The organism is Microbacterium sp. I2, from assembly GCF_051364985.1.
GTDB lineage: Bacteria > Actinomycetota > Actinomycetes > Actinomycetales > Microbacteriaceae > Microbacterium.
In genome coordinates this window covers 147,880-159,951 of sequence record NZ_JBLWIH010000001.1, presented here as the reverse complement: position 1 = coordinate 159,951, position 12,072 = coordinate 147,880, and the positions used below count along the sequence as shown (strand labels likewise).

General features: G+C 70.8%; 10 protein-coding genes. 5 read left to right on the top strand and 5 right to left on the bottom strand.

Annotated elements, in window-relative coordinates; genetic code table 11:
• Positions 1 to 28 precede the first annotated feature (28 nt).
• From ACLKM7_RS00740 to hrpA, 5 genes are all read right to left on the bottom strand, one after another.
• On the bottom strand, positions 29 to 895 hold the full coding sequence (locus tag ACLKM7_RS00740) for an NYN domain-containing protein (RefSeq protein ID WP_436445102.1): 867 nt from the start codon (positions 893 to 895) through the stop codon (positions 29 to 31).
• Position 896: 1 nt separating this feature from the next.
• The gene (locus tag ACLKM7_RS00735; protein WP_436445101.1) at positions 897 to 1,904 is read right to left on the bottom strand and encodes a Gfo/Idh/MocA family protein; all 1,008 of its coding nucleotides are present in this window, start codon (positions 1,902 to 1,904) and stop codon (positions 897 to 899) included.
• Positions 1,905 to 1,946: 42 nt separating this feature from the next.
• A complete protein-coding gene (locus ACLKM7_RS00730) occupies positions 1,947 to 3,341 on the bottom strand; it encodes an O-acetylhomoserine aminocarboxypropyltransferase/cysteine synthase family protein (protein ID WP_436445100.1) in 1,395 nt (464 codons plus the stop codon).
• A 76-nt stretch (positions 3,342 to 3,417) separates the two neighbouring features.
• Entirely contained in the window at positions 3,418 to 4,359 is a 942-nt protein-coding gene (locus ACLKM7_RS00725) for a quinone oxidoreductase family protein (protein WP_436445099.1), read from the bottom strand.
• 72 nt (positions 4,360 to 4,431) lie between these two features.
• Positions 4,432 to 8,415, bottom strand: coding sequence for an ATP-dependent RNA helicase HrpA (gene hrpA / locus ACLKM7_RS00720; RefSeq protein ID WP_436445098.1), 3,984 nt, complete (start codon positions 8,413 to 8,415; stop codon positions 4,432 to 4,434).
• A gap of 92 nt (positions 8,416 to 8,507) precedes the next feature.
• Here hrpA and ACLKM7_RS00715 point away from each other — a divergent pair, with 92 nt between their 5' ends.
• From ACLKM7_RS00715 to ACLKM7_RS00695, 5 genes are read left to right on the top strand one after another with little or no spacing between them, the layout of a single operon-like run.
• Positions 8,508 to 9,326 carry a CPBP family intramembrane glutamic endopeptidase gene (locus ACLKM7_RS00715; protein WP_436445097.1) on the top strand — a complete coding sequence of 273 codons (819 nt, stop codon included), beginning with the start codon at positions 8,508 to 8,510 and terminating at the stop codon, positions 9,324 to 9,326.
• Positions 9,323 to 10,015, top strand: coding sequence for a hypothetical protein (locus ACLKM7_RS00710; protein ID WP_436445096.1), 693 nt, complete (start codon positions 9,323 to 9,325; stop codon positions 10,013 to 10,015). Before ACLKM7_RS00715 ends, ACLKM7_RS00710 begins: the two co-directional genes overlap by 4 nt.
• Entirely contained in the window at positions 10,008 to 10,304 is a 297-nt protein-coding gene (locus tag ACLKM7_RS00705; protein WP_436445095.1) for a winged helix-turn-helix domain-containing protein, read from the top strand. Before ACLKM7_RS00710 ends, ACLKM7_RS00705 begins: the two co-directional genes overlap by 8 nt.
• Positions 10,301 to 11,215, top strand: a complete 915-nt coding sequence (locus ACLKM7_RS00700) for an ABC transporter ATP-binding protein (protein WP_436445094.1) — start codon at positions 10,301 to 10,303, stop codon at positions 11,213 to 11,215. Before ACLKM7_RS00705 ends, ACLKM7_RS00700 begins: the two co-directional genes overlap by 4 nt.
• Positions 11,212 to 11,988 (top strand): ABC transporter permease, encoded by a 777-nt coding sequence (locus tag ACLKM7_RS00695; RefSeq protein ID WP_436445093.1) that lies wholly within the window; start codon positions 11,212 to 11,214, stop codon positions 11,986 to 11,988. The genes ACLKM7_RS00700 and ACLKM7_RS00695 overlap by 4 nt, the downstream gene beginning before the upstream one ends.
• Positions 11,989 to 12,072 lie beyond the last annotated feature (84 nt).

The window sequence follows — 12,072 nt, the reverse complement described above, 5'->3', positions numbered from 1 at the left end:
CGGAAGAGCGTTTTCCCTCGACCGAGGCTCAGGTCTGATCGGCGGCGAGGCGGATGAGGACGATGTTGCCGGACTCGTCGACCTCGGCCACCGTCGGATGGGCCTTGACGAACTCGGAGAAGCTCTTGTGCCCGAGCGCCTTCTCGCTGAACGACGGGTCGAGCCGGCGGATCAGGCTCTTCACCGCCGACGCGTGCTGCCACTCGACGTCTTCCTTGTCGCTCTCCAGGCGCAGCGCGCGTTCGAGAAGCGCGCCTGCCGGGTCGGCTGCCGCCTTCTTGGCGCGGCGGCGGGTGGGTGCGGCATCCTTCTTGTCTGTCACCGGCGGCGCGGCGACGCCCGGGAGCGCATCGTACGAGTCGAACTGGTCGCACGCCGCGGCCAGGGATTTCGCGGTCGAGCCCGCCACCCCGACTCCCACGACATAGCGGCCCAGCCGCTTGCACCGCTGTGCCAGCGGGACGTAGTCCGAGTCGCCCGCGACGATCACGACGTGCGTGAGGTCGGGCAGCCGGAACATGTCTTCCACGGCGTCGACGGCCAGCCGGATGTCGGCGCCGTTCTTCGCGTACGCCGCGGCCGGGAACAGCTGCACCAGGTCCACGGCGCGGGCCACGAGCTGCGAGCGGTACACGGCGTTGACGGGGGCCGACCAGTCCGCATATGCCCGCGTCAGCACGAGCGTGCCGAACGACGTGGCGTAGTCGATGATCGCGCCCACATCGATCGTCGCGGCGGCCAGCCGTTCGGCGATCTCAGGGGCGGAGGCATCCGTCGCGATCCTCTGGCGATCCCGCGCGTACGAGTTCTTGCCGTGCACCCGGTCGTACCAGGACATCACGATGTTGTCGAAGTCGAGGTACACCGCGACCCGCGCGTTCTGCATGTCGGGCATGTCATTCCTCCCCGGGGTAGCGGACCCCGACCAGTTCGCGTACTTCGTCGAGCGTCGACATGATCGCCACCGTCTCGTCGATGGGCAGGATGTCGGAGTCGTTGCCGCCGCCTGAGATGTAGCGTTCGGCGGCCAGCGCCTGGAACTGCATGCCGCGCCCGTCGATCTCGGACACGTAATCCTCGAGGATCGTGCCGTCGTGCGACACCACCCGGAACGATGTGGCGGTGTACCAGACACGGGCGATCTCGAGGCGGGCATCGGTGCCGATGATCGCGGCGGTGTTGGGACCCGCCGCACGGGATGCCGAGATCGTCGTCGACAGTGCACCCGACTCGTGCGCCATGATCGTGGCCACCTCGGTGTCGGCTCCCGTCTCGCCCAGTCGGGCGGACGCGGCGACCGACAGCGGCGCGCCGAGGATGTCCCAGGCGAACGAGATCGGGTAGATCCCGAGATCGAGCAGGGCCCCGCCGCCCAGCTCGAGGGCGTTGATGCGATGCAGCGGATCGCTCGTGATCCGCTGCGTGTGATCGGCCGTCAGCGCGCGGAGCTCGCCGAGCATGCCCGACGCCACGATCTCGCGGATGCGGACCATATGCGGCAGGTACCGCGTCCACATCGCCTCCATCGCGAGCAGCCCGCGGTCGGCCGCGGCATCGCGCACCGCAGCCGCCTCGGCGGCGTTGATGGTGAACGGCTTCTCGATGAGGACGTGCTTGCCCGCGTCGAGAGCGAGCAGTGCGCCTTCGGCGTGCATCGGATGCGGCGTCGCGATGTACACGATGTCGACGTCCGGGTCGGCGACGAGGTCCTCGTACGAGCCGTGGGCATGTGCGATGTCGAACCGCCCGGCGAACTCGGCGGCCGACTCCAGCCTCCGCGAGCCGACGGCGGCGAGGTCGAGTCCCGCGGTGCGCAGATCGTCGGCGAAGGCACGTGCGATGCCACCGGGACCGAGGATGCCCCAGCGAAGACCGGCGGCGGACGGGGAAGCAGGCGAGGTCATGACTCCGAGGCTACTGCCCGCCGCCGCGACGCTGAACCCGGGCTAGCGTGCCGCGCTGTCGGCGAGCTGCGGCTGCGGCACCGTGAGCGGCTCGAGCGCGCGCGCCAGGTCGGCGACGAGGTCTCGCGGGTCTTCCAGGCCCACGGACAGCCGCACCGTCGTCGATCCGATGTGCGCCTCGGCGAGCTGAGTGGGTGACATGTGACTGTGCGTCATGGACGCCGGGTGCGCCACGAGGCTGCGGGCATCGCCGATGTTCGCGACGAGCCTGATCACCTGGAGGCGCGAGATGAACGATTCGACCAGCTCGAAATCCGTGTCGGGGTCGCCCGTGGCGAGCAGATCGAACGCGAAGACCGCGCTCACGCCCCGGGGCAGATAGGTCTGCGCGTTGGCATGCCAGGGGCTGGATTCGAGGCCCGGGTGGTGCACGCGCGCGACGGCGGCGTGCGCGTCGAGGAATCGCGCCACCTCGAGCGCGCTCGCCGTGTGCCGCTCGACGCGCAGATCGAGGGTCTCGAGGCCCTGCAGCAGCTGGAACGCGTTGAACGCCGACAGCGACGGCCCGAGGTCGTGCACGTACTTCGTCTTGACCAAGGCGATGTACGGCGATCCGGTGGCGCCGAAGCGCTCGACGAGACTCCCGTCGGGCACGCGGCGGTACGTGTCGGTCAGCTGCGGCCAGCGATCGGGCTCGGCGGAGAAGTCGAAAGTGCCCAGATCCACCACGACGCCGCCCAGGGACGTGCCGTGACCGCCGAGGAACTTGGTGGCCGAGTGCACGATGATGTCGGCGCCGAAGTCCTTCGCGCGTTGCAGGTACGGGGTGGCGACGGTGTTGTCGATCACGAGCGGAACCCCTGCGGCTCGTGCGACGGCCGCGACCGCCCCGAGATCGAGGACTTGCGCGATGGGGTTGGAGATCGACTCGGCGAACAGCGCGCGCGTGGTGGGGCGTATCGCCGCGGCCCAGGCATCCGTGTCGTCCTGATCGACGAAGGTCACGTCGATGCCCCAGTCGGCGAAGGTGTCCTGCAGCAGGTCGACGGTGCCGCCGTACAGCTGGCGCGCGGCGACGATGTGCTCACCCTGACGGGCCAATGCCAGCAGCGCGACCGCGACGGCGGCCTGCCCGGACGCGACGCCGGCGGCGCCGATGCCGCCCTCGAGCTCGGCCACGCGCTTCTCGAACACGAGCACCGTGGGGTTGGCCGCGCGACTGTAGATGTTGCCCTCGCGGCGAAGGGCGAACAGGTCGCGCGCCTCGCTCAGGGAGCGGAACTCGAACCCGTTGGACTGGTGGATCGCGGGCACGGCGGTGTTCTCGGCGATACCCGGGTCGAACCCGGCCTGCACCTGCGCCGTCGCGAACGAGCGCGGCGCGGCAGCCGGGCGCGGCGACACGGCGGGTCGGGGGTCGTGAGGCATGCGAACCATTGTCGGGCCACGGGCATTCCCGCCCCCGTCGTGTGTCGAACTGTTGCGCCGTCCGTGACCGCGCGCCCGCCCGCCGCTACGGGACGAGCGTCACCTTGCCGTCGACGCCGGACTCGACCACCCGGTGGGCCTCCGCCGCGTCCGCCAGCGGGAAGGTCGGGCCGAGCTCGAGCGAGAAGCGTCCCGCCGCCAGGAGGGCGAGCGTGACGGGCACCGCCTCGTCGCGCCACGCCAGTTGCTGCGCGGTGAGCGGGATGGGAGCACCGCCTGAGAACGCGCGGATGCCCCAGCCCGCGGCATCCTTCCCCCGCACGAGGGTCGCGACCCGCTGCCGGTCGGCCACGACCTCGATCGAGGTCTGCAGCGCTTCGTCGGTGCCGGCCGCATCGATCGCGACGGTCACGCCCTGCGGCGCGGCGGCCCGGACGCGGTCGAGCAGGCCGTCGCCGTACACGATCGGTGTGGCGCCCAGCGCGCGCACGCGGTCGTACCGGCGCTCCGATGATGTGGCGAGGACGGTCGCGTCCCACAGCACGGCGTACTGGATCAGGGCCTGTCCCACCGAACCCGAGCCGGCGTGCACGAGGAGGGTGTCGCCGGCGCCGACCGAGAGAGAGCGCAGCGTCTGGTACGCGGTGCCGACGGGGATTCCCAGGGCAGCGCCGTCGGCCGCGCTCACGCCGGGCGGCCGGGGATGCACGCGGCCGGCCGGCAGCAGCACTTCCGTGGCGTACGCCCCGGTGGCGCCCGAGAAGGCCACGGGGTCGCCGACGCGGAGTCCGTCGACATCTGCGCCGACGGCGGCGATGACCCCCGCGCCGTCGTTGCCGACGCGGCGTGGCTGGGTGATCTCGCCCGAGGGGCGCCGGCCCGATCGGAGCTTGGCGTCGATCGGGTTGACGCCGGCAGCCTCCACCCGGACGACGACCTCACCCGGCCCGGGAACGGGGGTCGGGATGTCGATCTGACGGAGCACCTCGGGGCCGCCGAACTCGGTGTATGCGATGGCAACGCTCATGTCGGGCGCAACCTTCCTCTGCGTATCGGATATTCCTGGCGCGTCATGAGGCGACGCCGTCACCATCCCCGCTCAGCCGGAGCTCAGGGCCTTCTGGATCCTCGGCAGCGACACCGGCTCGGCGGTGCCCAGCGCCTGGGCGAAGAGGCTCACACGGTACTCCTCCAGGAGCCACCGTGCGTGGACCAGGTGCGGCGGGGCATCCCGCGAGGGCGGGATCGTCCCGCCCGCGTCGGAGTAGAGCGCCGCAGCCCGCTCGAACTCGGTCATGCGCTGCCGGTCACGGCCGGCGTTGTCGGAGAGCGCGCGTATGCGGTCGAGCGCGGCGCGCAGGTAGCGGGGCAGGTGCGTCAGGCGGGCGGTGCCGGTTCGCGAGGCGAAGGAAGGGAAGACGAGGCCGGCCACCTGGCCCTTGACATCGTTCAGCGCTCCGAGGAGTGTCAGCGAATTCTGCTCTCGCAGCGCTCTCTCGACCTCGCGCGCGGCGGTGAGGATCCGCGCGGTCAGCGACACCGTCTGGAACAGCTCATCGACAACGACCGCCGACAGCGCGTCGCGCACCGCCTCGAACTCTGCGCGCGTGCGGACCGGGCCGGCCGCGGTGCGCTGGATGACGGCATCCGCCACCGCGACGCGGCAGTCCTCGACGAGGGCCTTCGCGGACGGGTAGGGGGATGCCGCCAGTGCGAGCTTCTCGGCGGAGGTCAGATGCTCCAGCACGTATGCCACCGGCGAGGGCACCGACAGCAGCAGCAGTCGTCGCATGCCGTCGCGGGTCGCGCGGTCCGCGGCCTCGGGCGTCGCTTCGATCCGCAGCGCGACGGAGGCGCCCTCGTCGACGATCGCGGGATAGCCGCGGACGACGCCGCCGGCGACCTTCGTGTCGACGACCGCCGGCACGTCGCCGAACGACCACTCGGTGAGCCCCGTGCGCTCGGCGAAGGACGCTTTTCCGTTCGTTGAGCGAGTGAAGCGAGACGAAACGCCCGGAACGTCCCGAAGTCGCTCGAGGCGTTTCGCCTCGGCGCTTCGCTCCTCGCTCAACGACCCGACGGGGGCGCGCAGCGAACGCGCCACCGAGTCGCGCGCGCGTCCGGCGAGCCGGTCCTGCAACGCCGTGAGATCACGATCCGAGCCCACCGTGCGGCCGCGCTCATCGACGGCGCGGAAAGACATGAGCAGATGCGCGGGCACCCGCTCGAGCTCGAAGTCGCCGGCAGACACCGGCTGGTTCGCGACGCGCTGGATGCGCGCCGCCAGCGCATCGCGCAGCGGCGTCGGCGGCACCCCCCGCGTGGCTTCGGGACCCTGCCCGTCGAGTTCGGCCGACAGCGTGGCCGCCCAGTCCGCCGCGGGCACGACGTGGCGGCGGATGGCCTTGGGCAGTGAGCGCAGCAGCGCCGTCACGAGCTCGTCGCGCATGCCCGGCACCTGCCAGTCGAAGCCGTCCGGCCGCAGCTGGGCCAGGAGGGCGAGGGGCACGACGACGGTCACACCGTCGTCGGGAGCGCCCGGCTCGAAGCGGTAGGCGAGCGAGAGCACCTGGTCGCCCTGCTGCCACCGCGCCGGAAAGTCGCGCTCGTCTCCCCGCGAGGCCTCGTCGAGCAGGTCGGCCTCGCTCATGTCGAGCAGACGTGGCGTGCGGGCCGCGGCATCCCGCCACCACGCCTCGAACGAGCGCACATCGAACACGTCGCGCGGCAGCCGCGCGTCGTAGAACCGGAAGACGGCCTCGTCGCCGACCAGGATGTCGCGGCGGCGCTCGCGCTCCTCGATCTTCTCGAGCCGGCGCCGCAGCTCGAGATTGCGGCGCTCGAAGGCGGTGAGCCGCTTGTCGAGGTGCGACGAGTCCCAGTCGCCTTCGACCAGCGCGTGCCGCACGAACAGCTCGCGCGCGAGCGGGCGGTCGAACCGCGCCAGCTGCACCCGGCGCCGCGGCACGATCTCGAGGCCGAACAGCGTGACCTTCTCGTAGGCGGACGCCGCACCCGCCGCCTTGGACCAGTGCGGCTCGCTCAACCGGCGCTTGGCGAGGTCACCGGCCAGCGGCTCCGCCCACGCGGGGTCGATCGCGGCCACGGTGCGGGCGAACAGGCGGCTGGTCTCGACGATCTCGGCGGCCATGACCGCCTGCGGCCGCTTCTTCTTCATGCCCGAGCCGGGGAAGATCGCGAACCGCGTCCCGCGCGACCCGACGTACTCGGCCGAGCGGCGCTGTTCCCGCTCACCCGCACCGCCACGGCCTCGCGCCGGCTCCTTCGACGTCGTCCGCTCATCCAGCATGCCCAGGTGCGAGAGCAGCCCCGACAGGATCGCCTTGTGGATCTCGTCGGCGCCGCCGGAGGATCCCGGCGCTGACTTGCGGGCACCGGCCAGCGCGCTCAGCTGCCGGTGGACATCGACCCATTCCCGCACGCGCACGTAATTGAGGTGCTCGCTTCGACACATCCGCCGGAACGCGCTCGACCCCAGCTCCGACTGCTTCTCCTGCAGATGGTTCCACAGGTTCAGGAGCGTGAGGAAGTCGCTCGTCGGGTCGGTGAAGCGCGCGTGCAGCCGGTCCGCCTCCTCGCGACGCTCCTCCGGTCGCTCGCGCACATCCTGGATCGACATCCCCGCGACGATCACGAGCACGTCGCGAAGGACCCCTGTGCGCTGCGCCTCGAGGATCATGCGGGCGAACCGGGGATCGATCGGCAGGCGCGCGATGTCGCGGCCCAGGTCGGTCAGCCGGTGATCGCCGGATCCCGCACCCGATCGCGCCTGCGAGCCGCTCGAGGGGCGCACCGCGCCGAGTTCGACGAGAAGCTCGAGCGCGGCTCGCACTCCGCGCGAGTCGGGGGGAGTGAGGAAGGGGAACGACGAGATGTCGCCGAACCCCAGCGAGAGCATCTGCAGGATGACCGAGGCGAGGCTCGTCCGCAGGATCTCGGGCTCGGTGAACTCGTCCCGAGACGCGAAGTCCTCTTCCGAGTACAGCCGGATGGCCACGCCCGGGCTGGTGCGTCCTGCACGCCCCGAGCGCTGCTGTGCCGACGCCTGCGACACCGGTTCGATGGGCAGTCGCTGGATCTTGCTGCGGTTGCTGTAGCGCGAGATGCGCGCGGTGCCGGTGTCGACGACATACCGGATGCCGGGGACCGTCAGGCTCGTCTCGGCGACGTTGGTGGCGAGGATGACCCGGCGCCGTACGCCCGGCACCTTCGAGGACTCGAAGACGCGGTGCTGCTCGGCCGAGCTCAGTCGGCCGTACAGCGGCAGCACCTCTGTGGGGGCGGCATCCTTCGCGTACATGCCGCGGACGGCATCGGTCGCGTCGCGGATCTCGGCCTCGCCCGGCAGGAAGACCAGGACGTCGCCGGCGGACTCGCGGTCGAGCTCGCGCAGCGCCGCCGTGATTCCGTCGACGTCATCCCCGCCGGCGTTCTCGGCCGACGCGCTGGGCGCGGCCGGCGGCCGGTACCGGATCTCGACCGGATACGTGCGGCCCGACACCTCGATGATCGGCGCGGGCGTGCCGTCCGGCTCCGCGAAGTGCTTGGCGAAGCTCTCGGGATCGATCGTCGCGCTCGTGACGATCACCTTCAGATCGGGGCGCTTCGGCAGGATCCGGGTGAGATAGCCGATGAGGAAGTCCACGTTGAGGGATCGCTCGTGGGCCTCGTCCACGATGATCGTGTCGTAGCGGCGCAGCAGACGGTCGCGATGGATCTCGTTGAGCAGGATGCCGTCGGTCATGAGTGCGACGCGAGTGTCGGCCGACACCTTGTCGGTGAAGCGCACCTTGTAACCCACCGTGGTGCCCAGCGGCACCTGCAGCTCCTCGGCGACGCGCTCGGCGATCGTGCGGGCGGCGATGCGCCGCGGCTGGGTGTGGGCGATGCGCGTGCGTCCGAGCTCGAGGGCGATCTTCGGCAGCTGCGTGGTCTTGCCCGACCCGGTCGCCCCGGCGACGATCACGACCTGACGGTCGCGGATGGCTGCCGCGATCTCTGCCCGCGCCGCGCTGACGGGCAGCTCGGAGGGGTAGGAGATGACAGGTTCGGGCGCGGACATAGCCTTTGATCGTATCCCGCTCGGCGGGCGGTTCGCCCCGGCTGAATCACGGCCGTGTTGTGTCGCAGAGTACTTTGCGGTACAAAGTTCACATGGTCGCAATGACACAGACGCCCACGGGCAGCCCCGCCGCCGCGAGGTCGCGAGCCGGCGCGCTCGCGTGGGGGCTCGGGCTGCCGGCCGCACGAGTCGCGATGGTCGCGGCGGCGTGCACGCTCGCGTGGCTCATCGTGGGCTGGGCGTCGGGCACCGCGACCGCCTTCCCCGTGCCGCCGCTGATCGCGGCGGTGGCCATGCTCCCCGTGAATCTCGTATGCCTCGGCCTGGTCCTGCGCCGGCTGCGCGCAGAGGGTCGCGGACTGGGCGACCTCGTGGCCTACCGCCGGGGCCGCGTCGGTCGCGACGTGCTGTGGGGGCTGCTGTGGCTCGTGGTCCTGTATGTGCCGTTCGTCCTCACGATCATGCTGGTCATGCGCGTGCTCCACGGCGATGCGATGTTCGTCGCGTTCGAGACGGTGTTCTTCGACCCGGAGGCGCTCCCGCCGCTGTCTCCGGTTGCGGCATCCGTCCTGGCCATCGTCGCCGTGGTGACGTTCGCGCCGTTGAACGCGCCGGTCGAGGAGTTCGTCTATCGCGGAACGGCGCAGCAGGATCTTTCGAGACGGATGCCGGTGGCTCTGGCCATCGTCGTGGCGTCGGTCTTCTTCGGGCTCCAGCACATCTGGTACGCGCCGACGCCGGACGCGGTGCTGGTCTACGCGTGCGCGTTCTTCGTCTGGGGCGTCGGCTCCGGCATCATCGCGTGGCGGCAGCGCCGGCTGCTGCCGCTCATCGTCGCGCACGGGCTCGTGAACCTCCTGACGTCGCTGCCGTCGCTGGCCGTCCCCTTCCTCCTCGCGAACGGAGCATGATGCGATCCCCTGAAGCCCCCGACGAAGACGGAGAGCAGCCGGCCGATGTCGCCGCGATGCTCGACCTGATCCGCTCCGAACAGGAGCGGATGAGCCGCCGACTCGCCGCCGGAGTGCCCGCCATCCTGCTCGCGTGGGGCATCGCATGGTTCGTGGGATTCATGCTGCTGTGGCTCATCGACGGTGCGCGGCCCGCGATCTCGGTTCCCGTGGCGGTGGCGGCCATCGCCTTCGCGCTGCTCATGGCGGGCGCCCTCGTGGTCAGCGCGGTCATGGGCGCCCGCATGAGCCGCGGCATCCGCTCCGCACCGGGCGCGGCGTGGACGGGCACGGTGTACGGGCTCGTGTGGCCGGTGGGGTTCCTGTCGCTCACCGCGCTCGGGCAGGCGCTGATCGTGAACGGCATGCCGCCCGAGCTGGCGAGCATCTACTACCCGACGGCCTCGACGATTTTCGTCGGGATCATGTACGTGCTCGCGGGCGGGATCTGGCGCAACTGGCTCTCCATCGCGATGGGCGGCTGGTTCATCGTGGTCGCCGCCGTCGCGCCGTTCTTCGGGTATCCCACCCACTACCTGGTGTTCGCGCTCGCCGCCGGCGGAGTCTTCCTCCTGGGCGCACTCGTCGCGTGGCTATGGCTGCGCGGCAGCCGTCGCCGGCCGGACGCCGCCGAGGACGTCGATGAGTGAGCTCGACCCGGTCATCCACGCCGCGGCGCGGCTGCGCATCACCGCGGCGCTGGCGACGCTCCACCGGGACGAGAGCATCACGTTCCCGCGTCTGCAGGAGCTGCTGGAGATGACCGCGGGGAACCTCTCCACCCACGTGCGCAAGCTCGAGGAGGCGGGATACGTCGCCGTCGAGAAGACGCACCGGGGTCGCACCCCGACCACCTACCTGTCCCTCACCAAGCAGGGGCGACGTGCCTTCGAGGACTACGTCGAGACCCTCCGTTCCGTTCTGGGAGAACAACCATGACCCTTGCCGAGTTCGACCACGTCACGCGCCGCTACGGCGACGTCGTGGCGGTCGACGACATCTCGCTCACGATCGATGCCGGCACCCTCGTGGGCCTTCTGGGCCCCAACGGCGCCGGCAAGACGACGCTGCTCTCGCTGCTGCAGGGGCTGCGCCGTCCGACCGCCGGCACGGTGACCCTCTTCGGCGGCAGTCCGCAGGATGCCCGCCGCCGCACGGCGCTCGGGACCACGCCGCAAGAGACGGCGCTGCCCGAGACGCTCCGGGTGGGCGAGGTGATCGACTACGTCGGCGGTCACTTCGCCGATCGCGTGCCCTCGGGTGAGCTTGCGGAGGAGTTCGGCCTCGCCGAGATGCTCCGTCGTCAGTGCGGCGCGCTCTCGGGCGGGCAGAAGCGGCGCCTGGCGGTCGCGCTCGCCTTCGTCGGGCGCCCGCGCCTCGTGCTCCTGGACGAGCCCACCACGGGCCTCGACGTCGATGCCCGGCGAACGCTGTGGGCGGCCATCCGGCGCCAGCACGAGGCCGGCGCCACCGTGGTCATCACCAGCCACTACCTCGAAGAGATCGAGGCGCTCGCCCAGCGAGTGATCGTGGTCGGCGAGGGAAGGATGCTCGCCGATGACACGGTCGCCCGCGTGGTGGCGCGTGTCGGAGTCGGACGCGTGCAGCTCTCGAGCCACGAGCCCGAGCGCATCGAGCAGCTGGCGAGCGTCGTGCGCCACGAACGGTCCGACGACCGCGAGATCTTCACGGTCACGGATGCCGACGAGTTCGTGCGGGAGCTGGTCGGCTCCGGGCTGGCGTTCCATGACCTCACCGTGCGCGGAGCGACGCTCGAAGAGGCCTTCCTCGCGCTGACCGAATCCCGCGTTGCAGATGAGTCCCCTCGAAAGGCTGGGCAGGCAGCATGACCACCATCACGGCACGGCCCGTCTCGACGGCCCGGCTCACCTTCCTCCACGCCAAGTACGTGCTCATCGAGACGCTGCGGGTGCCCATCGCGGTGATCGGCACCCTCGTATTCCCGGCTCTCGCCTTGTTGTTCTTCGTGGTGCCGCAGCGGGTCGTCGCCGACAACCCCGAGTACGCGACACAAGCGGTGATCTCGCTCTCGGTGTTCGCCGTGATGTCGAACGCGCTCTTCTCGTTCGGCCTGAACATCTCGGAGAACCGCGAGAAGCCGTGGGATCCGTATCTGCGGACGCTGCCGGCTCCGGGCACCGCACGAGTGCTCGCGCAGATCCTGTCCACCGGCGTGCTGGGTCTCATCGCGATCGTGCCGGTCATCGTGGTGGGCGGCCTGTTCACCGCGGCCGAGGCCTCGCCTGGCCGCCTCCTGGCCGGCCTCGTCGCGCTCGCGGTCGCGTCGCTCCCGTTCATGCTGATCGGCAGCGCGATCGGCTATGCGCTGCCCTTCAAGGCCGCGATCGCCGTGGTGCAGATCGTGATGTTCTCGCTCGCCTTCATCGGCGGTCTGTTCCTGCCACCCGAGATGTTCGCGCCCTGGCTCGACACCATCTCGCGCTTCACGCCGTCGCGCGAGGCCCGCGAGTTCGTCATCTGGGCGGTCCAGGGTGGTCCGCTGGAGTGGTGGGTGTGGGTCGGCATCGTCGTGTGGACTGTCACGTCCTTCGCGCTCGCGGTGACGCTGTTCCGACGAGACCAGGGCCGCCGCTTCCGCTGACGCTCCTCACCAGATCAGGTGATTTCGCCGGCGTAGGTCGTTTCGGCCGGATTCGTCCTGCCCCGGTGAAATCACCTGATCTCG

Bases quoted from the DNA above. Each gene is read 5' to 3' on its own strand.
- ACLKM7_RS00740 (WP_436445102.1), bottom strand. From the start codon at position 895: ATGCCCGACATGCAGAACGCGCGGGTCGCGGTGTACCTCGACTTCGAC.
- ACLKM7_RS00735 (WP_436445101.1), bottom strand. From the start codon at position 1,904: ATGACCTCGCCTGCTTCCCCGTCCGCCGCCGGTCTTCGCTGGGGCATC.
- ACLKM7_RS00730 (WP_436445100.1), bottom strand. From the start codon at position 3,341: ATGGTTCGCATGCCTCACGACCCCCGACCCGCCGTGTCGCCGCGCCCG.
- ACLKM7_RS00725 (WP_436445099.1), bottom strand. From the start codon at position 4,359: ATGAGCGTTGCCATCGCATACACCGAGTTCGGCGGCCCCGAGGTGCTC.
- hrpA (WP_436445098.1), bottom strand. From the start codon at position 8,415: ATGTCCGCGCCCGAACCTGTCATCTCCTACCCCTCCGAGCTGCCCGTC.
- ACLKM7_RS00715 (WP_436445097.1), top strand. From the start codon at position 8,508: ATGGTCGCAATGACACAGACGCCCACGGGCAGCCCCGCCGCCGCGAGG.
- ACLKM7_RS00710 (WP_436445096.1), top strand. From the start codon at position 9,323: ATGATGCGATCCCCTGAAGCCCCCGACGAAGACGGAGAGCAGCCGGCC.
- ACLKM7_RS00705 (WP_436445095.1), top strand. From the start codon at position 10,008: ATGAGTGAGCTCGACCCGGTCATCCACGCCGCGGCGCGGCTGCGCATC.
- ACLKM7_RS00700 (WP_436445094.1), top strand. From the start codon at position 10,301: ATGACCCTTGCCGAGTTCGACCACGTCACGCGCCGCTACGGCGACGTC.
- ACLKM7_RS00695 (WP_436445093.1), top strand. From the start codon at position 11,212: ATGACCACCATCACGGCACGGCCCGTCTCGACGGCCCGGCTCACCTTC.